Origin of the sequence: Pacificimonas pallii (assembly GCF_019204005.1) — a bacterium.
Classification (GTDB): Bacteria; Pseudomonadota; Alphaproteobacteria; order Sphingomonadales; family Sphingomonadaceae; genus Pacificimonas; species Pacificimonas pallii.
In genome coordinates this window covers 138,039-158,718 of the sequence record NZ_JAGSPA010000003.1, presented here as the reverse complement: position 1 = coordinate 158,718, position 20,680 = coordinate 138,039, and the positions used below count along the sequence as shown (strand labels likewise).

Annotated in this window: 20 protein-coding genes; 15 read left to right on the top strand and 5 right to left on the bottom strand. The window is 59.7% G+C overall.

The window, feature by feature from the left end:
• Positions 1–15: 15 nt before the first annotated feature.
• From KCG44_RS14560 to KCG44_RS09355, 11 genes are read left to right on the top strand one after another with little or no spacing between them, the layout of a single operon-like run.
• The gene (locus KCG44_RS14560) at positions 16–1,572 is read left to right on the top strand and encodes a flagellar hook-length control protein FliK (RefSeq protein ID WP_218445839.1); all 1,557 of its coding nucleotides are present in this window, start codon (positions 16–18) and stop codon (positions 1,570–1,572) included.
• 2 nt (positions 1,573–1,574) lie between these two features.
• Entirely contained in the window at positions 1,575–2,081 is a 507-nt protein-coding gene (locus tag KCG44_RS09400) for a flagellar basal body-associated FliL family protein (protein WP_218445838.1), read from the top strand.
• A complete protein-coding gene (locus KCG44_RS09395; RefSeq protein ID WP_218445837.1) occupies positions 2,078–3,025 on the top strand; it encodes a hypothetical protein in 948 nt (315 codons plus the stop codon). Before KCG44_RS09400 ends, KCG44_RS09395 begins: the two co-directional genes overlap by 4 nt.
• On the top strand, positions 3,022–3,348 hold the full coding sequence (locus KCG44_RS09390; RefSeq protein ID WP_218445836.1) for a FliM/FliN family flagellar motor switch protein: 327 nt from the start codon (positions 3,022–3,024) through the stop codon (positions 3,346–3,348). Before KCG44_RS09395 ends, KCG44_RS09390 begins: the two co-directional genes overlap by 4 nt.
• Positions 3,348–3,617 carry a flagellar biogenesis protein FliO gene (locus KCG44_RS09385; RefSeq protein ID WP_218445835.1) on the top strand — a complete coding sequence of 90 codons (270 nt, stop codon included), beginning with the start codon at positions 3,348–3,350 and terminating at the stop codon, positions 3,615–3,617. Before KCG44_RS09390 ends, KCG44_RS09385 begins: the two co-directional genes overlap by 1 nt.
• Positions 3,614–4,387, top strand: a complete 774-nt coding sequence (gene fliP, locus KCG44_RS09380; protein ID WP_218445834.1) for a flagellar type III secretion system pore protein FliP — start codon at positions 3,614–3,616, stop codon at positions 4,385–4,387. Before KCG44_RS09385 ends, fliP begins: the two co-directional genes overlap by 4 nt.
• Positions 4,384–4,650: a flagellar biosynthetic protein FliQ gene (locus KCG44_RS09375; protein ID WP_218445833.1), complete on the top strand. Its 267-nt coding sequence runs from the start codon at positions 4,384–4,386 to the stop codon at positions 4,648–4,650. Before fliP ends, KCG44_RS09375 begins: the two co-directional genes overlap by 4 nt.
• 10 nt (positions 4,651–4,660) lie before the next feature.
• Positions 4,661–5,446: a flagellar biosynthetic protein FliR gene (gene fliR, locus KCG44_RS09370; RefSeq protein WP_218445832.1), complete on the top strand. Its 786-nt coding sequence runs from the start codon at positions 4,661–4,663 to the stop codon at positions 5,444–5,446.
• Positions 5,443–6,594 carry an EscU/YscU/HrcU family type III secretion system export apparatus switch protein gene (locus KCG44_RS09365; RefSeq protein WP_218445831.1) on the top strand — a complete coding sequence of 384 codons (1,152 nt, stop codon included), beginning with the start codon at positions 5,443–5,445 and terminating at the stop codon, positions 6,592–6,594. The genes fliR and KCG44_RS09365 overlap by 4 nt, the downstream gene beginning before the upstream one ends.
• Positions 6,595–6,650: 56 nt before the next feature.
• On the top strand, positions 6,651–8,621 hold the full coding sequence (gene fliD, locus KCG44_RS09360; protein WP_218445830.1) for a flagellar filament capping protein FliD: 1,971 nt from the start codon (positions 6,651–6,653) through the stop codon (positions 8,619–8,621).
• Positions 8,622–8,637: 16 nt separating this feature from the next.
• On the top strand, positions 8,638–9,027 hold the full coding sequence (locus KCG44_RS09355; protein WP_218445829.1) for a flagellar export chaperone FliS: 390 nt from the start codon (positions 8,638–8,640) through the stop codon (positions 9,025–9,027).
• 7 nt (positions 9,028–9,034) lie between these two features.
• Here the strand turns inward: KCG44_RS09355 and KCG44_RS09350 are convergent, their stop codons facing one another.
• The gene (locus KCG44_RS09350; protein WP_218445828.1) at positions 9,035–10,219 is read right to left on the bottom strand and encodes a sigma-54 interaction domain-containing protein; all 1,185 of its coding nucleotides are present in this window, start codon (positions 10,217–10,219) and stop codon (positions 9,035–9,037) included.
• A 358-nt stretch (positions 10,220–10,577) separates the two neighbouring features.
• On the opposite strand from KCG44_RS09350, the gene KCG44_RS09345 reads away from it, so the two are divergent.
• Positions 10,578–11,816, top strand: a complete 1,239-nt coding sequence (locus KCG44_RS09345) for a DUF819 family protein (protein WP_255536461.1) — start codon at positions 10,578–10,580, stop codon at positions 11,814–11,816.
• Between the two features lie 167 nt (positions 11,817–11,983).
• Here KCG44_RS09345 and KCG44_RS09340 read toward each other — a convergent pair whose 3' ends face one another.
• Positions 11,984–12,448, bottom strand: coding sequence for an Lrp/AsnC family transcriptional regulator (locus tag KCG44_RS09340; protein WP_218445827.1), 465 nt, complete (start codon positions 12,446–12,448; stop codon positions 11,984–11,986).
• 128 nt (positions 12,449–12,576) lie between these two features.
• On the opposite strand from KCG44_RS09340, the gene KCG44_RS09335 reads away from it, so the two are divergent.
• Both KCG44_RS09335 and KCG44_RS09330 read left to right on the top strand, forming a co-directional pair.
• Positions 12,577–12,813 carry a DUF6356 family protein gene (locus KCG44_RS09335; protein ID WP_218445826.1) on the top strand — a complete coding sequence of 79 codons (237 nt, stop codon included), beginning with the start codon at positions 12,577–12,579 and terminating at the stop codon, positions 12,811–12,813.
• A gap of 91 nt (positions 12,814–12,904) precedes the next feature.
• A complete protein-coding gene (locus KCG44_RS09330) occupies positions 12,905–14,080 on the top strand; it encodes an aromatic amino acid transaminase (protein ID WP_218445825.1) in 1,176 nt (391 codons plus the stop codon).
• A 10-nt stretch (positions 14,081–14,090) separates the two neighbouring features.
• Here KCG44_RS09330 and KCG44_RS09325 read toward each other — a convergent pair whose 3' ends face one another.
• Positions 14,091–16,268: an acylase gene (locus KCG44_RS09325; RefSeq protein ID WP_218445824.1), complete on the bottom strand. Its 2,178-nt coding sequence runs from the start codon at positions 16,266–16,268 to the stop codon at positions 14,091–14,093.
• A gap of 399 nt (positions 16,269–16,667) precedes the next feature.
• Between KCG44_RS09325 and KCG44_RS09320 the strand changes: the two genes are divergently transcribed.
• Positions 16,668–17,243 carry a c-type cytochrome gene (locus tag KCG44_RS09320; protein ID WP_255536460.1) on the top strand — a complete coding sequence of 192 codons (576 nt, stop codon included), beginning with the start codon at positions 16,668–16,670 and terminating at the stop codon, positions 17,241–17,243.
• A gap of 135 nt (positions 17,244–17,378) precedes the next feature.
• Here the strand turns inward: KCG44_RS09320 and KCG44_RS09315 are convergent, their stop codons facing one another.
• Both KCG44_RS09315 and KCG44_RS09310 read right to left on the bottom strand, forming a co-directional pair.
• Complete coding sequence (locus KCG44_RS09315) at positions 17,379–20,120, bottom strand: M16 family metallopeptidase (RefSeq protein WP_218445823.1); 2,742 nt, start codon at positions 20,118–20,120, stop codon at positions 17,379–17,381.
• 79 nt (positions 20,121–20,199) lie between these two features.
• Entirely contained in the window at positions 20,200–20,673 is a 474-nt protein-coding gene (locus tag KCG44_RS09310) for a c-type cytochrome (RefSeq protein WP_218445822.1), read from the bottom strand.
• Positions 20,674–20,680 lie beyond the last annotated feature (7 nt).

Below are 20,680 nucleotides of genomic sequence, written 5' to 3'. Positions count from 1 at the left end.
TGACGGGATTTTGGCGTGTCGAATTTACTCTCAGTGACGATGGCCCCGCCGATTGCGCAGCTGAAGCTTGGCGGCGACGGAAAATTAGAAAATGGAGACGCGCCGCCGCAGAGCGACGCGTTTGCAAAGCTGTTCGCGGGAAATCTAGCATCGCAGCAAGGTGCGGATGGCAACAACCTGCCAGCCCCTGAGCAGCCGCTCGTTCAGAGTGGTATCCAAACGGCGGAAACCGTCGTCCTGACCGGCGATTTCAATGAGGCCAGCACGGCGGTCTACAGCAAGGCTGATATCCAGAAGGCCGGTGTGCGGGCGGAGAATACCGAGAACGCCATCGCCGATCTGGCCGCTGCCGAATTGGAGGGTGTGGTGGTAGCTGACACGGAGGCGGCCGTTATCTCAGCGGCCGATGTCGATAAGGCCGATGTCGATAAAGCCAATGTCGAGATTGCAGACGATAAGATGGCGGCACATGGGGGTGCCGACCTAAATGCGATTGAAGCGCCAGAGCCGGTGGGCGCGCCGATTGCGCCGCCGAGCGTGCCGGCAGCGCAGGAACTCGAGCCGCGCTTCCTGGCGGGGACCGTTAAAGCGGCGATCCCGGCAGAGAAGACAGCGTCGGCCAAGCCAGCGGTCGCGCCGCTTTCTCAATCAGAAACAGCGCTGCCGGCCGGGCCGGAGGCCGCGGCACCGAACAGCACAGCAGCGCCGACATCCGCACTGGCATCCGTGCCGACATCCTCCCCGGACATTTCACGCAGTGAACGTGCCGCCGCCACCACCGACGAGGCGGCACCGACGCCAGTCACCGCGATGGCACCATCCCCTGGCATCATAACGCCTACACCTTCCCGCGCGGGGGCGCCGCCAGTCCTGACGGCGGAAATGGCACCGCCAATCGCCTCGGTGGCAGCCGATTCACTTGGCGCGCAGCCGATAGAGGGTGAACTGCCAGGCGCAGAGCTCGGGATCGACGTGACCGCCCAGGATCAGAAGCCGCTGATGGATATCGGATCGAAACCCGCAGCCACATCGACATCAACACCGTCATCGACGCCAGCCGCGCTCTCGGTGTCCGCGGCCGCGCCCACAGATTTCAGCGCACCGGCGCCGCAGCCTATCGCACCAGCCGTCTCGCTACCGGCAATGACCAGTGCCGCCTGGCCGGATGATGCCGCAGCCGTGATCGCGATGGCGGGAGTCGCGGCGGGCAAGGAAGCGCGGTTTCAACTAAATCCGCCCGAGCTTGGTCAGCTTTCAATTGAAATGAGCAATGATGACGCTGGTCTGCGGGTCGAGATCATGACGGGCAGCGATGCGGCGCGAAACGAACTGGAGCGGCATATGCCGCGCCTGATCGAGCGGCTGCGCGAGGAACTGGCGAATAGCGAGAATCGCGCCCGCGAGGACCTGCAGGAGATGGCGCAGCAATTTGCCGACTCGCAAGCACGTTCATCCTCCGAGCGGCTTGGCAATCAACCCAGCGGCGGCGCGTCGGCTGTGGAGGTCGGCGACCTTGAACCAGAACTGAATCCACGACCACAGGGAGACGGGCGCATTAGCCTGTTCGCATAATCATGGCCAAAAAAGAAAAAGTTGAAGACACTGACGGCGAGGACGCTGGCAAGAAAAAGGGCGGCGGCATGAAGAAGATGCTGATGATCCTTGTGCTGGTCGGCGGCATCGCTGGCGGCGGCGGCTTTTACGCATTCTCGTCCGGCATGCTGGGCAATCAGGCTGAGGCGGCGGCTGCCAAGGACCTGCCGCCCGAACTGACCTATCACGCCTTTGAACGCGCGTTCACTTTCAACGAGCGTCAGGGTTCGCGACTGATCCAGCTGAGCCTGTCGATATCGGCCCATGGGCCTGAGCCCATCGCCGATCGTATCGCCCCGCATGAGTCAGCGATGCGCTCTGCGCTGCTGCAGACCCTGATGGATGTCACCCGTGAAGACCTGAACGATGTCAAATCGCGCACGGCTTTGCTTGAGCGGCTGAAAAAAGTCATGAATACCGAGCTCGACGCCCGCACCGGCGAAGGCGGTATCGAGGAAGTTTTCTTCACGGATGTCATCATCCAATGAACGATCTTGACGATCTGCTTGCCGAAATTGTCGACGAGACGGCTGATACGGACGCGGTGGAAGAACCCGTCGCTTCAGCGGCGACGGGAACCCAGGCGCTGCTGCGCAAACGCCTGACAGATCGCAAGATGGCGATATCGGGCAAGCTCGGCGCGCGCATCGCGGCGGCGCTCGCCGACCTGATGAAGCGGGAATGCGGACATGCGCTTTACGGCGCTGTCGTATCCGAGGAACGGCAGCTTCCCATGACGCCGGCCGATGCGCTGACGAGTCTGATCGTGGAAACGACGTCAAGTGAACCCGCGCTGGAACTCAACATATCGCAAGCCGCCGCGCGCCGTTTCGTCGCCGCAATCCTGGGCGGCACAGACGACGATCTTACAGCGCTCAGGCCGCAGGGCGGTATCGCGTTCTCGCAGACGGACAAGGTCGGCACGAACCGGCTGGCGGAACTGACCGTGAAGGCGCTGAACCACGTCGTCCCCGGAAGCGCGGACAGGTTTCGGCTGAAGACGGTTTCGGAAGATGACGGCGCAGGCTGGATCCCAACGCCCGATGACGTGGTCATCGACCTGAAGAATGATGATTTTGCCACCGAATATTGCGAGATTTCTCTCACCGTTGCGGGTCCCTCGCTGACACTCTTCGGTGAGAAGGGGAAGCAGAGAAGCCGCCTGCCGGAACAGGTCGCAGCGTCACGAATGGAGACATTCGCAGGCATGATTCGGGTTCGCCTGGCCTGCCGGGTCGCAGAGGGCGAACTGACAGTGGACCAGCTTGACGGCATCAAGCCCGGTGACACCTTTCCCATCGCACGCCTGCCGCTGGCGGTGCTGACAGTTGGCGATGCCATCGTCGGCAACGCCGTTTCAGGTTCGCAAGAAAATAAACGGGCCATCTGCATTCAGGGCCGCGACGAGATTTCAGGAGGCATCCTCACATGACCGAAACGACAGCAGACGTTCCAGAAAATGGGAATGCGGAAGGCGACCTGCCGGTGCGCAGGCAGGCATTTGGCATGCACCGCATCGCCGTGCGCGTTGGCGTGGAGCTCGGCTCCGCAAGCCTGAAGCTGAGCGACCTGATGGCGTTTCGCGATGGTACGATCATCGAGCTGGATAATGATATCGATGCGCCGATGGCTCTGTACGCGAATGGCACGCTATTCGCCTATGGCGAACTGATCGAGCAGGAGGGCAAGCTGGTCGTACGCGTCACCGATCTGGCGGAAACGCCGGACAAGGACTCTGCGCCGGGTGCCGCCTGATGAGTGAGTATGTCGTCCGCCTGCTGATTGTCCTGCCGCTGATCTGCGGCATGATCGTCGCGAGCCTGTGGATCGCAAAGCGCCTGCAGGGCCGCACGCTGGCGCTTGGTACGAAACGCGGCGAACGCATGGCGGAAGTCGTCGAGGTGCAGGGCGTCTCGCCAGGCGTGAAGCTTGCCGTCATTGGCTTTGCCGGCAAGCGCGTGCTGGTTGGCATCGACAAGCAGGGCATGCACCGGCTGGCCATCGATGAGGACGTGGTGTCATGATGCGCGCATTGATTTTTGCTTTTGCAATCGCGTTTGTAGCCTTCGGCGCGGACGCGGCATTCGCGCAGCAAGGACCGCTGGACATGGCGGCCGAGCTATTGTCGGGAGACGGCGAAGCAGGGGGTGCAGAGGGCCGCGAGCCGCTCTCCTTCTCGCTTCAGGTGCTGATCCTGATGACGCTGCTGTCCGTGCTGCCGTCCGTATTGCTGATGATGACGGCGTTCACGAGGATCATCATTGTGCTGTCGATCCTGCGGCAGGCACTGGGCCTGGCGCAGACGCCGCCCAACCAGGTGCTGGTCGGGCTGTCGGTATTCCTGACGTTTTTCGTGATGGCACCTGTGTTCAGCGACCTGAATGAAACGGTCATCGAGCCCTATACGGCGGGGGAAATCGGCATTGACGCGGGTGTCGAGTCCGGCGGGGCAATCCTGCACGGGTTCATGATTACGCAGGCGCGCGAGCGCGACATCAAGATGTTTGCGGATATGGCGGGCGAAGAGGCGTACGCAGATCCGTCGGATGTGCCGTTCACCGTGCTGCTGCCCGCTTTTGTGACGAGCGAACTGAAGACGGCATTCCAGATCGGATTTCTGATCTTCCTGCCGTTCCTGGTGATCGACCTGGTCGTGGCCAGCGTTCTGATGTCGCTGGGCATGATGATGCTGTCGCCAACGCTGATCTCGCTGCCCTTCAAACTGCTCCTGTTTGTCGCGGTTGATGGCTGGGCCCTGACGATGAGCTCGCTGACATCGAGTTTCCTGTCATGACCGCCGCGCTGGAAAGCCAGATCGGCGATATGCTGTGGCTGCTGGTTTACGTGATGGCGCCCATGATCCTGCCCGTGCTGGTCATCGGTCTCGTCATCGGCATGGTGCAGGCGGCGACGTCGATCAATGAGATGACGCTTAGCTTCGTTCCCAAACTGCTGATCGCGCTTGTGTGCCTTGGTTTCTTTGGCACGGCCATGCTCGGCCTGCTGACGGATTTCACCGAAGGTATTTTCGCGACGGTGGCCAACATCACGCGATGATCGTCACGCGATGATCTTTCCGACCGGCGATATCGAGGCCCCGTTCATCCTGCTGCTGACGGCCATGCTGAGGGTTGGCGGAGCGTTCATCATCGCGCCGATTTTTTCAGCCATGGGCCTGCCGTTGATGGTGCGCATCCTGCTGGCGGCGGCGATTGCCTTCACGGTCATGCAGATGACGCCCATCGAAGTGAACGTCGACCCGCTGTCGTTTGCGATGCTGGCCATCGCTGTGCAGGAGATCCTGCTGGGCCTGTCCATGGGTTTCGTCCTGCAGGTGGCATTTGCCGCGCCCATTCTGGCCGGTGATTATATCGCCAACAGCATGGGGCTTGGGTTCGCCTCCGCAATCAATCCGCAGGGCGGCGTGCAGGTACCTGTGCTGGGCAATTTCCTGCTCATCGTCACCAGTCTGATCTTCCTTGGCTCGGGCGGACACCTGATTTTCATCGAAACGCTGATGCTGAGTTATGAACGGCTGCCCATCGGCGGGGACTGGTTGAGCGCCGACATGATGGTGAACGTGGCGGCCTTTGGCGGCATCATGTTTCGCGTCGGCCTGATGATCGCGCTGCCCGTGGGCTTTGCGCTGTTTTCCGTGAACGTGATCATCGGTTTCGTCACGCGAAGCGCGCCGCAGCTGAACATTTTTGCGGTTGGCATCCCGGCAACGCTGCTGATCGGTATGGTCATGCTGGCAATGACATTTCCCGCGATCACGCCGATGATCGAAGGCGTGGTCGATGACGGTCTGACCGAGGTCCGCCGGATCGCGTTTGGCGAGACCGGTAGATGAGCGGCGATTCCGATCCCGACCAGAAAACCGAAGAGCCGACCTTCAAGCGAAAAGAGAAGGCGGCCAAAGACGGCGATATTCTGAAATCCCGTGAACTGCTGGTGGCGACGGTCTCGCTGGGGGGCTGCGCTTACCTTGTGCTGATGGGATATTCCTTTTTCACATCGTTGATGGATTTGCTGGCGGCGGGGCTGACCCTGGGGCCGAACGATGCGCGCGATTTTCAGCCGGGCATGCGTGCGGTTGGCATGCTCGAGGGTCTGTCGATGTCGATGCTGGGCCTGTTCGGCGTGTGCATGGTCGCGGCCGTCGCCGGTCAGGCCGTCCTGGGCAAAATCCAGTTCAATATTCGCTCGGCGCGGTTTCAGGGCGGAAAGCTTAGCTTGTTCAAGGGCTTGAAGCGTATGTTCGGCATGAACGCGCTGTCGGAGCTTGGCAAATCGATCCTGAAGGTGCTGCTGACGGGCAGCATGGGCGTCGGGTTCCTGTTGCTGTGGGTCGATCAGATTGGAACATTGGGAAAATATACGCTGGGCGGCGCCCTTGGTCTGACGGGCGGCATATTGGCGCTGCTGCTGATGATCCTGTGCGCCGGACTGGGTATTGTCGCCCTGGTCGATGTACCGATCCAGCATATGCAGCGCATGAAGAAGCTGCGCATGACCAAGCAGGAAATCAAGGACGAGCACAAGCAGTCCGAGGGGTCGCCAGAGGTGAAGGCCGCCATGCGCGCGCGCCAGCGTGCAGCGGCCAAGGGCGGTGTCAGGCAGGGCGTGGGTGAGGCCAATATGATCCTGACCAACCCCACGCACTTCTCGGTTGCGCTGCGCTATGACCCCGCGAAGGACGCCGCACCGATGGTGGTGGCCGCAGGTACCGGGGACATCGCACTAGCGATCCGCGAAGTTGCCGCCGAAATGGGCAAGCCGGTGCTAAGCTATCCGCAGCTGACACGTGCGATCTATTTCACCAGTAAAGTCGGTGAAGCGGTGCGCGGTGACCTGTTCGTCGCTGTCGCCGTCGTGCTGGCCTTTGTCCTTGATGTGGATAGGAAAATGGCAGCCGACAAGCCGAGTGTCGTGGTCCCGCCGCAGGTGCGCTTCGACGCAAATGGGCAAATCCCGAAAAAACATCGCGGCCGCGCTTAACCGAGCCCCGTACGGGTCGTTCCCTTTATTGAGACAAAGGAAGGTACGCGCAGTTCATGAACGACATTCTCGCCAGTCTGGGAGCAGGGTCAGGGCTCAATACGAGCGCTATCGTTGCGGGCCTGGTTGCGGCAGAGCGCGATCCGGCAATTGCGCGTCTGAATGGCCAGCGCGAGGAAGCCGAAGCGCGGATTTCCGCGCTCGGCCAGGTTCGCGCCGGCGTCAGCGCTTTCTCGCAGGCGCTCAGCGCGCTCGGCAATAGCGGTGTCCTTGGCGTCCTTCCCCGCCTGAGCAACGACGACCTCGCCAGCATCACGCGTGTCGATGATGGTCCGGCGGTCGGCAATATCAGTTTTTCGATCGAGCAACTGGCAGCGCGGCAGTCGACCGCGTCGAGCGGCTTTGCGTCAAGCGACGCCGCCATTGGCACCGGCTCGTTGACCATCACCTTTGGTAACGTCACCGGCGATGGCAATGGCAGCATCTCTGGCTTCACAGCCGACGCCGACCGCGAAGCGCTGGTCTTGAATGTAACGGAAAGTGACGGCACGCTGGACGGCGTTGCCCGGCTGATCAACGAAGCGAACGAAGGCATTTCCGCCACGGTCGTCAATGACGGCAATGAAGCCCGGCTGATCCTGAAAGGAGCCGAAGGCGAAATTCGCGGATTCACCGTCGATGTCGCCGCCGACGTTCCCGGCAGCGACCTGGAAAAACTGTCGTTCAATGTCGGTAATGCGCAGCTGTCGCTTCAGTCATCCGCGGCCAATGCGATCCTCGATGTCGAGGGGGTCACGGTTACGCGCGATTCGAATTCCATCGATGATCTAGTCGCGGGCGTACGCCTTGATCTGAATAAGGCTGAACCGGGTACGAAGATCACGCTCGACAATGCATATGATGTGGAAGAACTGACTCTCGGCATTCGCAATTTTGTCGGTGCCTTCAACGAGGTGCAGGGTCTGCTGAGTGAACTTGGCGGCGGCATCGGCCCTGACAATGCAGGTCCGCTGGCGGGGTCGCAGGCCCTGCGCGCGATTACGGCGGAGCTGCGCGGTCTGACAACCCAGCTGCTTGGCGACGGCATCGGTCCGTCGCGCCTTGCCGATATCGGCATCAGCAGCACGCGCAACGGCCAGCTGGTTGTCGACAATACCCGTCTGTCGGCGCTCGCGTCCTCCGACCCGGCAAGCATCAGCGACCTGTTCATCGACAGCCAAAGCACGCAGATTGCGGGCCTTCAGAATCTCTCTGGCTTGGACGGGTTGCCCGCAGGCGATTATAAATTCGAGAATCTTGTCCCGGGCACGAGCGGTTTCCTGACCGGCGAGGATGTCGGCAATGCGTTTGTCCTGCCGCTCTCCATCACCGATTCCAACAATGTCGTCGATCTGAACATCGACGGCGTCACATCCAGCTTCACGCTGGCAAATGGTTCATATGCCAGCGGCACGGAGCTGGCGGCGGCATTCCAGACCGCGCTTGGTGACAAAGTGAATGTCGAGTTCACGGACAATAAATTCGTATTCACGTCGGAAGGCGCGGGCAGCAATTCCGGTGTCTCATTCGCGGCGATGGACGCGGCGCTGCAGAGCGACCTTGGTCTGCTGGCGCCAACGGCAACCCCGGGTACGGATGCCAGCGGTACCGTCAATGGCGAAGCCCTGACGGGGGACGGCAACAGCCTGAGCTATACCGCCCAAAACGGGACGGTGATTTCATTCGCGATTGGAATTCCAGTCGCGGAGGCAAATATCGGCATTTTTGATGGCCTAGCGACGCGCCTATCGCGCATCGCCGATGCCGCCGGTCTTCCCTCCGGCTCGATCGGCGCGGGGCTTGCCCGCCTGCAGCGCGAACAGGCCGCCTTCGCGGAAACAGAACAGCGCATCGAATCGCGCAGCGAAAATTACGAGGAACGTCTCCGCCGCCAGTTTGGCGCGATGGAGGCTGCCGTCGCTCAATTCCGGTCTACGCGCGAGTTCCTCACGCAACAGATCGACCTTTGGACCAACCAGAACAACTAGCCCGTAGGATAGATTCATGCAGACCCGTATCAAGGCCCATAACCAGTATGCCAGTGTCGCCGCCTCCACGCGAGCGGAAGGCGCGGACCCGCACCGCCTTGTCGCGCTGCTGTTCGAAGAATGCCTGACCTGCCTGAAGCGGGTCGAGCTATCGCTGATGAACGACGCGGGCGATCTGGCCGGTACGGCAGCCAGCAAGGCACGCGCAATCCTGGACGCGCTGTCGGGCTCGCTCGATTTCGAACAGGGGGGACGGATCGCCGACGACCTGGCCGCGATCTACGATTACTGCAAAAATCGTCTTACCCACGCCGTGACGACACGTGACGGCAATGCGGCACGGGAAGCGCACGGTATCCTTGCGGAGATCGCCAGCGGCTGGGCAGCAATCGGTCAGAGCAAATAGGGCAGGGCTAGCCCTTGGCAGCGTGACTGCCGATGTCCGTTTCGCGAGCGATGTCATAGCGCCGCATTTTTTCACATAGCGTCGTGCGCTGTAGGCCAAGAAGCCGGGCGGCCTCCGCAATGACATGGTCCGAGCGAAGAAGCGCCGCCTCGATATAGGACTGCTCGATGTCAGCGAGGATCGTCCGCAGATTGACGCCGCTATCCCCAAGAATATCGTCGCCCGGCGACGGCAGAAACGAGCTTGCTTCGCTAGGTGCCGCTGCCAGCGCGGGGAGCAGCGGAACGACATTCTTTGCGGTGTGAACGGCCGCGACCGGGCGCGCTGAAGTCACCGGAATATTGGCGCCGGATGCAGGCGCGGCAATTTCACGCGCGGGGCGCGGATCTACGGTCATCGCATGGGCACGGCCAAGAGACAGCAGGAACTGCGCCTCTCCGCCTGAAAGCGTGCGTCCAGCGTGCAGCACGGATGCGCGTTCACAAAAATTGCGCAATTCCCGAACATTACCCGGCCAGTCATAGCTGGTCAGGACTGCGATGGCGTCTGCGCCCACACTGAACCTGTTGTGATTATCCTGGCCGGCAAAATGACGAACCAGCTCCTCAATATCCTCCCTGCGATCCGCGAGTGCGGGCAGACAGATAGGGAGGACGTTTAGCCGGTAGTAGAGATCTTCACGGAATTTTCCGCTGGTGATCGCATCTTCGAGATTTGTGTGTGTCGCGGCGATGATGCGGACATCGGCATGCTCAGCCTTGCCGCCGCCAACGCGCTCGTAGCGCCGCGTTTCCAGAACGCGCAGAAGCTTTACCTGCATGTCGAAGGGCATGTCGCCAATCTCATCCAGGAACAGCGTGCCGCCATTGGCACGTTCAAAGCGACCGGAGCGGGATTCGATCGCGCCGGTGAAGGCACCCTTCTTGTGACCGAACAGTTCGCTTTCGATGAGATCATGGGGGACCGCGCCGCAATTCAGTGTTTCAATCGCATGCCCGCTGCGCCCGGACATGTTGTGAAGCGCGGTTGCGACGACTTCCTTGCCCGAGCCTGATGGTCCCGTGATCAGGCAAGAGGAATCGGTTGCGGAGATGCGGCAGATCAGTTCGCGCACGTCCCTCATCGCGGCGCTTTGGCCAATGAGGATCTTCGAAAGATTGTCCCGAAGCCGTGCTGCGCTCATCTTCGCCATGCTTATTCCCCTGCTCTGGCAGCATCATGCCGCCAGCAATTTGACGCACAATTGTGCCGGCAGAGTTAATTAAGCATTAAAAACTGGGGTTTTGTTCAACGGGACGCGCACACGGCCGCGGCCGTGGAGACGGTTTCCAGCGTCATTTTAATGACGCGCCAATCGGATGGCCCCCTTTGTGGAACCTCTGTATTTCCTAATACGACCGCGCGCGCGCCCGCTTAAATGAATGCGGATGTTTTTTTGTTCATCCGCCTTTTTTCTGAAACTTCTGCTGGACGGAGAAGGGTATGCGCGGCGATGTAAGGGCAGGCGCCGATGAAAGCACATTGGCGAATGCCGGGGGGGAAAGCGCACGATGGAACCACTGATTACGAATGACGCCGTTACGCTTGGCCTGCTCGTGGCGGTGCTGGGCGGTGTCTTTTATACGCGCGGGCTGGGCGGCGGGTGGACCAAATTCTACACGTTCGTACCCATCATCCTTGTTTGCTATCTGATCCCGTCACTGATGGCGACTTTCGGCCTGTTCGCACCCGGCGGCGAGAATTTGTGGCCGATCGCAAGAGACTATTTGCTGCCTGCCAGTCTGGTGCTGATGATCCTGAGCATCGACCTGAAGGCGATTATCGGCCTTGGTCCGAAGGCGCTGATCATGTTCTTCACGGCGACCATCGGGATCGTCATCGGCGGTCCGATCGCCATTTTTCTTGTCGCACTGGTCAGTCCCGAAGCGGTGGGCGGTGAGGGTATGGACGCAGTCTGGCGCGGCTTTGCCACCCTTGCCGGCAGCTGGATCGGCGGCGGCGCCAATCAGGCCGCCATGCTGGAGGTCTATGGTTTTAACCCCGAACGCTATTCGGTGATGATCGCGATCGATATCGTCGTTGCCAATATCTGGATGGTGTTCCTGCTTTATGGTGCGGGCAATCCAGAACCCATCGACCGCTGGCTGAAGGCCGATACAAGCGCCATCGAAACGCTGAAGACAAAAATGGAGTCCTTCTCGCTGCAAAGCGAGCGGCCGTCACAGGCGAAGGATTTCGTGCTGATCATGGCGGTTGCCTTTGGCGCTGTCGGTGCGTCGCATCTGGTGGCGGACCTGCTGGTTCCGGCGCTCGAAACCTCACCGGTATTCGCGGGCAGCATCCTGACCAGCAGCTTTTTCTGGATCGTCGTGACCGCGACGACCATCGGGATGGCGCTGAGTTTTACACCGGCCCGCAATCTGGAAGGGGCAGGGGCGTCGAAAATCGGCTCCGCCTTCATCTTCCTGCTGGTCGCCATCATCGGCACGAAGATGGATATCTTCAGGATCGGTGAAGCGAAAACCCTGTTCATCGTCGGTCTGATCTGGATGCTGGTCCATGTCGCGCTGCTGCTGCTCGTCGCGAAGCTGGTGCGGGCCCCGTTCTTTTTCGTGGCCGTTGGCAGCAAGGCCAATGTTGGCGGCGCAGCGTCGGCGCCCGTCGTCGCCGCGGCGTTTCATCCGGCGCTGGCACCTGTTGGCGTCTTGCTGGCCGTCCTTGGCTATGCGCTGGGTACCTACGGTGCCATCCTTTGTGCAGAGCTGATGCGGATGGTAGCGCCGGTCTGATCCCGTTGGGGCGCAATATCATGGTGCTGCGCCAGTGGTTCATCTGTCTCGCCGTTTCTCAGGGCTGATCGATGCAGGGACGACTGGAGTGGTGTCGCCGATAGGCCGGGAATGGCCGTCGCTGCGCCCGCGTTCCCGAAAGAGGGCTTTTTGGGATCGGCCGCCGGTCATCCGGCAGCATAGGTCAGCGGCAGTTCCGTCGTATCCTTCAACCTTTCCATAGAGAAGCTGGCACTGACGTCGTTCATGCGCGCAGCGGCGATCAGTCGTTTGTAAATCTGGTCATAGCCTGCAACGTCAGGCGCAACGATCTTCAAGATATAGTCGACATCACCCGTCGTCCGGTAAGCCTCGACAACCTCTGGCACCTGCGAGACGGCGGCGGCGAAGTCCTTCAGCCACTGATCGCTATGGTCCGATGTCCGGATCAGCACAAAACCCGTCAGTCCCAAATTCAGCTTTTCCGGGTTCAGGATCGTCACGCGGCGATCGATGACGCCGTCTTCCTCCATCTTGCGGATGCGGCGCCAGGCGGGCGTGGACGAAATTCCGGCCTGTTCGGCGATCTGGGCGATGGTGAGGGTGGCATCCTTCTGGAGAAGGGTCAGAATCCGTTGATCAATCTTGTCCATATTTTCCTCATTCGTGCAAAATATTGGAAAATACGACTACATTTTATCAAGAAGCCTAGCAACTATGGTCACATTTTTCGACCGCTTCCGACTATCGTCTATGTGTATCGAATATGAGGGATATCGACATGCAGCGCCTTTTCACTCAGCATCCCAAGGAGGTCGGTGAGAGCTATGGAGAGCATATGATGGCGGCGTTCAGCTTTGGCGGTACCATGTTCCTGACGAGCATCGCCTGTCTGCTTCACGGTATCTTCCCGTTCCTGTTCACCAGGACCGGCAGCCGCTGCGTCACGAACCTGCACGACCGCATGGTGGTGAATCGCTCGCGCGTGACGAATACGCAGAACATTTCCGCGGAGTAGGCCGGTATTCGTTCGGCGGATACCGCAAGACTGATGTTACATTTGACGCGTGCCAGCTGCATCGGTGCGGCGTTGGCGGGGACCCTTCACTATGTTCGAAGCGATACCGTCACCGGCTGAAGACGCCCTTCATGGCGTGATGGCCCGTTTCGCGGCCGATCCACGTGACGACAAAATGGATCTTGGGGTTGGCGTATATCGCAATGCGTCAGGGCATTCGCCAATTATGCGGTCGGTAAAGGCGGCGGAGACAACACTGGCTCAGACGGGCGATAGCAAGGCATATCTGTCCCTTCGCGGGCATATGGGTTTCATTGACGCGATGACCGCATTGCTGGCGCAGGCCGCCGGGCCCCTACCGCAGCATGCCAGTGTTCAAACCGTGGGCGGCACTGGCGGCGTCCGTCTTGCCGTGGAGATGGCGAAGCGCGCCAATCCAGGTCTGACCGTTCACATCGGCACGCCGACCTGGCCAAATCATTTCGGGATTTGCGAAGTGCTGGACGTCCCGGCGCAGTCCTTCACTTATTATGACAGCATCGAGAACCGGCTATGCGTCGACCAGATCAGGGCGGCAATAGTGCGTGCCAGGCCGGGTGATATGATTGTGCTGCATGGCCCCTGCCACAATCCGACGGGCGAGGATCTGGATGATGAAACGCTGCTGGAGCTGATCAGGGAAGCGGCGACGCGGGGCGTCGTGCCGCTGATCGACAGTGCCTATTACGGACTGGCCAATCCGCTGGACGACGATCTGGCGCTGTTGGTGAAAATGATGCGCGCCGCGCCTGAAATCTGCATCGCCATGTCGGGATCGAAATCGTTCGGTCTCTACCGCGACCGCATCGGCATCCTGTTCGTGCGTACCAGTGATGAGACAGCGCGGCATGCGGTGCAGAAAACGCTGGAGTCCATTGCACGTGCTACTTACTCGATGCCCGCTGCGCATGGTGCGGAAGTCATCGGGCACATTCTGAGCGACGAGACACTGGCTGCGGACTGGCGCGCAGAGCTGTCTGAAATGCGTGCGCGTCTATATGGCCTGCGCTGTGAGCTGGTGGAGAAAGGTGGCGGACACGCCGCGTTTTCCCGCGTGATGGCACAAAAGGGGATCTTCTCGCTGCTGCCGTTGAAGCCGGAACATGTCTCGGCACTGGCGAAGCGGCATGCGATTTACATGCCCGCGTCTGGCCGGATCAATATTGCCGGGCTGCGTGACGGCGATGCCGCCCGTCTGGTCGCCGCCGTCGGGGCCATGCTCGACTAAGATCGACCGGCTAGTTTGCGGTGCTGCACTGTTCCTGTGTGGTCTTGCCGGGATAGTAGATGCACTTTGCATTCGCCATGATATCCGCCCGGGCGCGCAGGGCAGGGCGGAATTGCTTCCGCGTGAACAAGGGGGCCTGATCCGCATAATGCGGAGACGACGGATCGACAGTAGCCGCGCCGAACTGATTGATGACATCCGCCGACATGTTTCCCTCCTCGTCCCACTCCACCACCGCAATCCAGCTGTCGCCGGTCGCGGCCCGCAACATACCGTCATCAGCGATTTCAGCGGGATATGCGGCGCGCAAGATGTCGGGCGCACCGTCCAGTGGCCAGCTCTGGTCGCCGCGGCTGAGCCGATTGACCTCGCCCCAGGGGACGTCGATGCGGCCATGATGCCGGATCAGATAGTCAACCGCCTCGCGGAAGGCCTGCTCCGGCGCGGGCGCATCGATGCCGGTAAACTGCCCGGTAATTTCCGGCATGACGCTGAGCACGCCGAGGGCAGCGTGCGTGTTGTTGATGTCCGTTTGAAGGTCCCACCCCGCGAGATGCTCCGCGGCCTTCGCGTAGGCCGGTTCGCCGGACCAGTCCTTTGCCAGAATCCGGGCAACCAGCTTCGCTGCGACAGAGGATTCGGAATAGGCGGTATCGAACTTGATCCTGAGCAGCGTCTCCCGGTCGATAATCTCATGTGCAGAGCTAAGCTCTGCCAGGCGCAGGGAGCGGTTGGTTTCGTTCGTCTGCAATCCCATCGACCGCGGAAAACTCTCCGCGCGCAGATTGTCCGGGCCATCGGTCTTTGAAAAAGGCGTGTTGTTCGCATCGAAGATGAGACCGGACTGCGGGTCAGTCAGCAGCGGCGCGTCGCCGAACGGGCGGTAGCTGGCCCAGATCAGGTCCGAGCGGTCGCCGGGCAGGTCTTTCGACCAGTCCCAGCCCTCCAGGCGATCGGGATATTGGCCATTATGCAGGAAAGCGATGCGACCGGTCTTGTCCGCATAAATATAATTGATGCTTGGCAGTGCTGTCATCGACATCGCTGCCATGAATTCCTCATAAGTCTGCGCATGGTTGAGCCGGAAATACTGCTCAAACTGGCGGATTTCGTCCATACCTGCATAGCGGACGGCAAAGGTGCCCGTCGGACCTTCGATAACGGGTCCATGGGCGGTTCGCATGACATTGCGTTTCGCAGTGTAGGCAAAGGGGCCGAATAGTCTGATACGGATTTTCGCTTCGGCGACTTCAAAATCGCGCCATTCGCCATCGAGCCGATATTGCATCCTATTCTTAGGGTTCACCGTGAGGCGGTAGATATCCGCCAGATCCGGCTTGCTGACTGTATTGGCCCAGCCCAGATTATCGTTGAAACCGTGCAGGACAAAGGCGCTGCCCGCGAACAGGCCGCCGGACATATTCATGCCTTCGCCCGACTCAACATGCGCTTCCCACCAGGCGACAGGACCGGTGAGGGGCTGGTGAGAATTGATAATGAGCCGGGTGTGGCCGTCGCCGGATCGTGCCGGGGCGACGGCGATGGCGTTGGAGCCGCGTTCAGGCGCACGGGTGGCGCGCGTGTGGAATGCCTGCGCGCCGCCGCTCGGGTCGAGGGCGATTTCGGCTTCGCGGTCATCGGCATAGAGTGCAAGCAGGGTGCTGTCGAAGCCATAGAAGAACGGCGTTTTGAAAGCCGTTGCCGCGATCAGGTCCTCGGCGGTGAACGGGGTCAGGCCGTCCCATGTTTCATCGGGATTTTCGGCGGCATAGCGGTTGAGGCCGGCGGCATAGCCCTCGGCATAGATTTTTACATCTTGCGGAACATCGGTTTCATAACGCTCGGCAATGGTTTCCCAGGTACGAAAAAGGCTGACCAGGTAGTCCGTCTTTGCCGCGCCAGAACCCTGATATCGTGCAAGATCGCCGCGGGTTGCGGCCGTGCTGGCCTGGATGGTCTGGAAGTCATCCTCGGCATTGGCATAGGCGATACCAAAGGCGACATCGGCGTCACGGTCGCCGTAAATGTGCGGAACGCCCCAATTGTCCCGAATGATTTCAACGTTATAACCTTCCGACCGGGCCATCAGATCGTCGACATCGGCGGAGGGAAGCGGATCCCATAGCCAGATAGCGAGGCCAGCGGCGATAATGGCAAGAACCGCAAGGCCCCATTTCACAAAACGCATGAACCAATTCCCAATATCCCGATGAAGATGACGGCGCGACTAAACAGATTTGCGCCTGATATGCCAATCGCGAAGTTCGCCAGGACCCATGGGTGCCGAAACGGTATCCGGCATTCCTGTTCAGCGGACTTCTCCATGGCGGCCGCCGCATCGTTTCCGTGACCGCGACGGGCTCAGAGCATTTCCATATCAGTCGAATATGCGCGCGGGCACCATCACTTTGCCCCGCGATTGCCCTTCAACTTCTTCCTTATTCGGTGCTTGCGGAGAACGATGTTGAGGGAAAAGGATAAATCGCGATCCGAATTGCTTTTTGCGATGAAACCGAAGGGAGTATTTGACCTGCGGTTCAACCATGGAATAGTGGATTTCAGAGCCTTGAAGGATAGAGGAATGGGTATGACGGTCATGAAAACATTGATGGGCGCGGTTGCAATTTCAGCATTGACAGTCGCCTGTTCCGACAGCGGCGGCGAAGAGACATCGACGGCCATTGAAACCTCCGCCACGGAAGATGCCGCGGTCGTTGAAGCCGCGCTGCCCGAAAAATCCGCTCCGACGATCGAAAACCCCGCCGCGACGGAAGAACCTGAAATGGCAAGCGCCGAACCGGATGCTGCCGAACCGGGTGACATGACAACAAAGGATGGCGTCGCCTTCGCCAGCCTGACCGGAGATGCTGCCGCGGGTAAGGCCGTGTTCGCACAATGCCGCGCCTGTCATGTGCTTGAACCCGGCGTCAACCGTGTCGGGCCATCGCTTGCCGGTATCGTCGGCCAAGCGGCCGGGTCCGTCCCCAATTTTAACTATTCGAAAGCCAATAAGAATAGCGAACTCACCTGGACGCCCGAACAACTCTATGTCTACTTGGAAGACCCGCGGCGGGTCATGCCGAAGACAAGGATGGTGTTTCCAGGTCTGAAGGATGCGCAAAAACGCGCGGACGTCATCGCATATCTGCAAAATCCCGCCTGACCCAAAGATCGCCGACGAGGAGAGGGGCCGGAAAACCGGCCCCTTGATGATCGCCCGTTCGGTCCAGCCCTCCTTCGGTACCTCCGGCGGCGAGCCCGAAAAACGGACGCAAACCAGCGCTTCTCGTGGAAGTGCCTATCGCACTCTCTCGCCGTAACTGTCCCAGACCTCTATTTCACCCATATCGAGCGCGCGAATATCAGGTTCGATTTTCGAAAGATCGCCGATGATGACCCAGCTGAGCGATTCAGGTTCGATCATTTCGGCAGCGACGGTGTTCAATTCATCGGTGGTTATCGACCCGATACGTTCACGCATGCGTTCGTCATGATCAAACGGCAGTCCAAGCTGTCGAAGATTGGCCCAGGAACGCAAAAGCGCACTATTGGCGGAATAGCGGGCAGGAAGGGACCGGATCGTCGATTCACGCGCCCGTCTTAGCTCCAGCTCGTCAATCGGGCGTTCTCCCGCCATCGCGCGAAACTCGGACAGCAGTTCAGTCATTGCCGGCGCGGTCTTGTCCATCTGAACCGTGCCGGACACGGAGAAGAGCTGATGCTCGTCGACCGCCTTTTTCAGTTTAGAGCCAATTCCGTAGGACCAGCCCTTGTCATGGCGCAGATTCATATTGACCCGAGCATCCAAGCCGCCGCCAAATACCCTGTTGATAAGACCGTAATAATCTTCATTCTCCCGGGTGAACGGTGACAATGCGTGCCCGACGTGGATCGTCGTCTGGACGGCACCGGGTTGATTGACAAGAATGATGCGAGGCCTCTGAACTGTATCGGTATCAGCCCGCCGGGGATTGGGCGTCGACCGGGCCTGCCACGAACCTAGCGTGCGTTCGATTTGTGCGGTCGCTTCATCAACGTCGACATCTCCGATAACGTAAACCGTCATTTTGTCTGGAGAAAGTTGGCGGTTGTAGAAGTCTACTATCCCATCGCGACTGATCGCGTCGACATCTTCGGCCTTGCTGATCCGTCCGCGTCTCGACCCGGCGCCGAAAATGGCGCGTTCCAGCAACAGTGCGGCATTGGCAGCCGGATCGCTCTCGCTCGCGCTGACGGCAGTGCGCCAGTCCAGTTTGCGTTTTTCGAGCTCGTCGGTGGGGAAGGCCGGGCTGATAATCATGTCTTGCGCGATGTCGAGCGCCATCGGCAGATTCGATGAAAGCGCCTGAAACGATATTGTGCTGCTGTCCCGGCCTGCCACAGCGGAAACTTGCGATCCATTCGTCTCCATCGCTTCGGCGAGTTCAGAAGCCGAGCGTGACGCTGTCCCGCGAGACATCATGTTGAACACTGCCGAAGCAATTCCCAAGGCTCCGTCCGGATCATCCTTTGATCCGGTGTCGAAATCGATACGCACGTCGACAAGCGGCAGGGACTGCGTTGATATAACAAACAGACGAGCACCGTTCGACAGACGGGATTCTACCGGATCGGGCAGGCTGAGGCTTCCGCTATCGACAATTGCGGGCTGAACGGAACGATCGGCCAATTCCGGTCCGGCGGCAAGTGTTGGAAATGGCCTGACGTTGATCTGATAATAATTGTCAGTCAGCCACCGGCGCGCAGCGGCCTGTACGGAGGAGGCATTGGCGGCGTCAATCCATTCCATCTGCTTTTCGATAAAGGCAGGATCGCCGTGATAGAGCTGCCCCTCGGCCAGGGTGCCTGCGATATTGCCCTTATGCTCCATGGATGAGATCGATCCCATGGCGCGGGACAGCTTCGCGTTGGCCACGGCCTGAGAAGACGGCCCGTCATTGAGGAAAGCGGCGACCTGTTCGTCGATCACATTGGATATTTGCTCAATCGAAGCACCGGGGCGGGCCATGACGGTAATATTGAAAACGCCAGATAATTCGTTGCCCGAAGCATAGCTGTATAGCGATTGCGCGAGCTGAAGGTCATCCACCAGCACTTTCCGCAATGGCGAATTCTCGCTTTCCGCCAAGGTCGCGGAAGCAAGCTGGAGAAGCGTCGTGTCGCGCTCTCCATTGGTAGGGATGACCCAGTTCCGGCTGACCACCGGCTGCGGCGCATGGTCGTACATCTCTTCGATCTTCTTGCCATTGAGGACCGGCAGCCACCGCTCCATCTTCGCCAAAGGCTGGCCGGGAGGCGCAGCGCTGAAATATCTGACGGCTTTTTCTTTTGCGTCCTCAGCCAAAATGTCACCGGCCAGAACGAGAACGACATTGGTCGCACCGTAATACTTCCTGAACCAGCCTTTCACATCCTCTATCGACGCATTGGCGAGGTCTTCCATCGAACCGATCACGGGATGCCTGTACGGATGCCCCACCGGATATAGTCCAGCGGAAATTCTTTCGGGCACTTTGCCGTAAGGTTGATTGATGCGATCGCGCAGCTCGTTTTTCACGACCTCCCGTTCCTCGACGAGCTTTTCCTCCGTAATTGCCCCAAGAAGATAGGTCATGCGGTCGCTTTCCATCCACAGCACCGTGTCGAGGGCGCCAGAAGGCACCATTTGATAATAGTTCGTGCGATCCGTGCTTGTCGTGCCGTTGAAATCAGTCGCACCCGCAGCGATCAGGGTGGTCATGAAACTGCCATCGTGATGCTCCGACCCCTTGAACATCAGATGTTCGAAAAGATGGGCAAACCCTGTCTTTCCGGTCGGCTCGTCTTTGGAACCGACACCGTACCACAGACCGACAAAGACGGTCGGCACCGAATGGTCGCTGTGCACGAGCACGGTAAGTCCGTTATCGAGCACGAACTTCTCGTAGCTCATGTCAAGCGTCGGGATTTCGCTCGCGGTCGCATTGTCCTGCGCGAATCCCGCGACGGGCAGCCCCATGCACGACGCGGCGAGAAGTGCCAACTGAACCGACTTTTTCATGATATTCTCCCGATTGAAGCATCAGGAGCGAGCAATCACGGCAAGCTTGCATCGAGATTGCAGAGCCCGTGAAAACGGTTCAGCGTTTCTCGTTCAAGCGTTCTTGTGTCGTCTGCACATCGGCGGGCCAGCTGTCTTTTATAAAGGCAAGGACGGCCTCGATCTCCTTGTCACTCAGAGTATGTTCGAAAGCAGGCATGTCCGATTCATAGCCGTCCGCATCGATGGTCGCGGCCATTCCGTATTTCGTAAGATTGAACAACATCTCGTCGGAATGATGCCAGGTGTGCCCCGTTTCATCATGAGGCGGCGCGGGCAACCGGCCGTTCGGCTTGCGGGTTCGCCAATTCGGCTCTCCCTCAAGATTCTCTCCGTGGCAGGATGCGCAGTGACCCGAATATAATAATCTGCCGTGGGTAATCGTTGCGCGCTCGATGCCGGTTCCGTCCGGTTCGGGAGCGGATCTTTCTGGAATATGGAATCCGTTCGCCACGATAAGCGCGGCAATCACGAGGATCGGACTTAACAGGACGAGGACATTCCTCTTTGTCATCACCGGA

Coding starts and splice junctions, on each gene's coding strand:
- KCG44_RS09390 (WP_218445836.1), top strand. CDS start 3,022: ATGACCGAAACGACAGCAGACGTTCCAGAAAATGGGAATGCGGAAGGC.
- KCG44_RS09320 (WP_255536460.1), top strand. CDS start 16,668: ATGACGGTCATGAAAACATTGATGGGCGCGGTTGCAATTTCAGCATTG.
- KCG44_RS09345 (WP_255536461.1), top strand. CDS start 10,578: ATGGAACCACTGATTACGAATGACGCCGTTACGCTTGGCCTGCTCGTG.
- KCG44_RS09395 (WP_218445837.1), top strand. CDS start 2,078: ATGAACGATCTTGACGATCTGCTTGCCGAAATTGTCGACGAGACGGCT.
- fliR (WP_218445832.1), top strand. CDS start 4,661: ATGATCTTTCCGACCGGCGATATCGAGGCCCCGTTCATCCTGCTGCTG.
- KCG44_RS09310 (WP_218445822.1), bottom strand. CDS start 20,673: ATGACAAAGAGGAATGTCCTCGTCCTGTTAAGTCCGATCCTCGTGATT.
- fliP (WP_218445834.1), top strand. CDS start 3,614: ATGATGCGCGCATTGATTTTTGCTTTTGCAATCGCGTTTGTAGCCTTC.
- KCG44_RS09330 (WP_218445825.1), top strand. CDS start 12,905: ATGTTCGAAGCGATACCGTCACCGGCTGAAGACGCCCTTCATGGCGTG.
- KCG44_RS09340 (WP_218445827.1), bottom strand. CDS start 12,448: ATGGACAAGATTGATCAACGGATTCTGACCCTTCTCCAGAAGGATGCC.
- KCG44_RS09325 (WP_218445824.1), bottom strand. CDS start 16,268: ATGCGTTTTGTGAAATGGGGCCTTGCGGTTCTTGCCATTATCGCCGCT.
- KCG44_RS09400 (WP_218445838.1), top strand. CDS start 1,575: ATGGCCAAAAAAGAAAAAGTTGAAGACACTGACGGCGAGGACGCTGGC.
- KCG44_RS09350 (WP_218445828.1), bottom strand. CDS start 10,219: ATGGCGAAGATGAGCGCAGCACGGCTTCGGGACAATCTTTCGAAGATC.
- KCG44_RS09375 (WP_218445833.1), top strand. CDS start 4,384: ATGACCGCCGCGCTGGAAAGCCAGATCGGCGATATGCTGTGGCTGCTG.
- fliD (WP_218445830.1), top strand. CDS start 6,651: ATGAACGACATTCTCGCCAGTCTGGGAGCAGGGTCAGGGCTCAATACG.
- KCG44_RS09355 (WP_218445829.1), top strand. CDS start 8,638: ATGCAGACCCGTATCAAGGCCCATAACCAGTATGCCAGTGTCGCCGCC.
- KCG44_RS09365 (WP_218445831.1), top strand. CDS start 5,443: ATGAGCGGCGATTCCGATCCCGACCAGAAAACCGAAGAGCCGACCTTC.
- KCG44_RS09315 (WP_218445823.1), bottom strand. CDS start 20,120: ATGAAAAAGTCGGTTCAGTTGGCACTTCTCGCCGCGTCGTGCATGGGG.
- KCG44_RS09335 (WP_218445826.1), top strand. CDS start 12,577: ATGCAGCGCCTTTTCACTCAGCATCCCAAGGAGGTCGGTGAGAGCTAT.
- KCG44_RS09385 (WP_218445835.1), top strand. CDS start 3,348: ATGAGTGAGTATGTCGTCCGCCTGCTGATTGTCCTGCCGCTGATCTGC.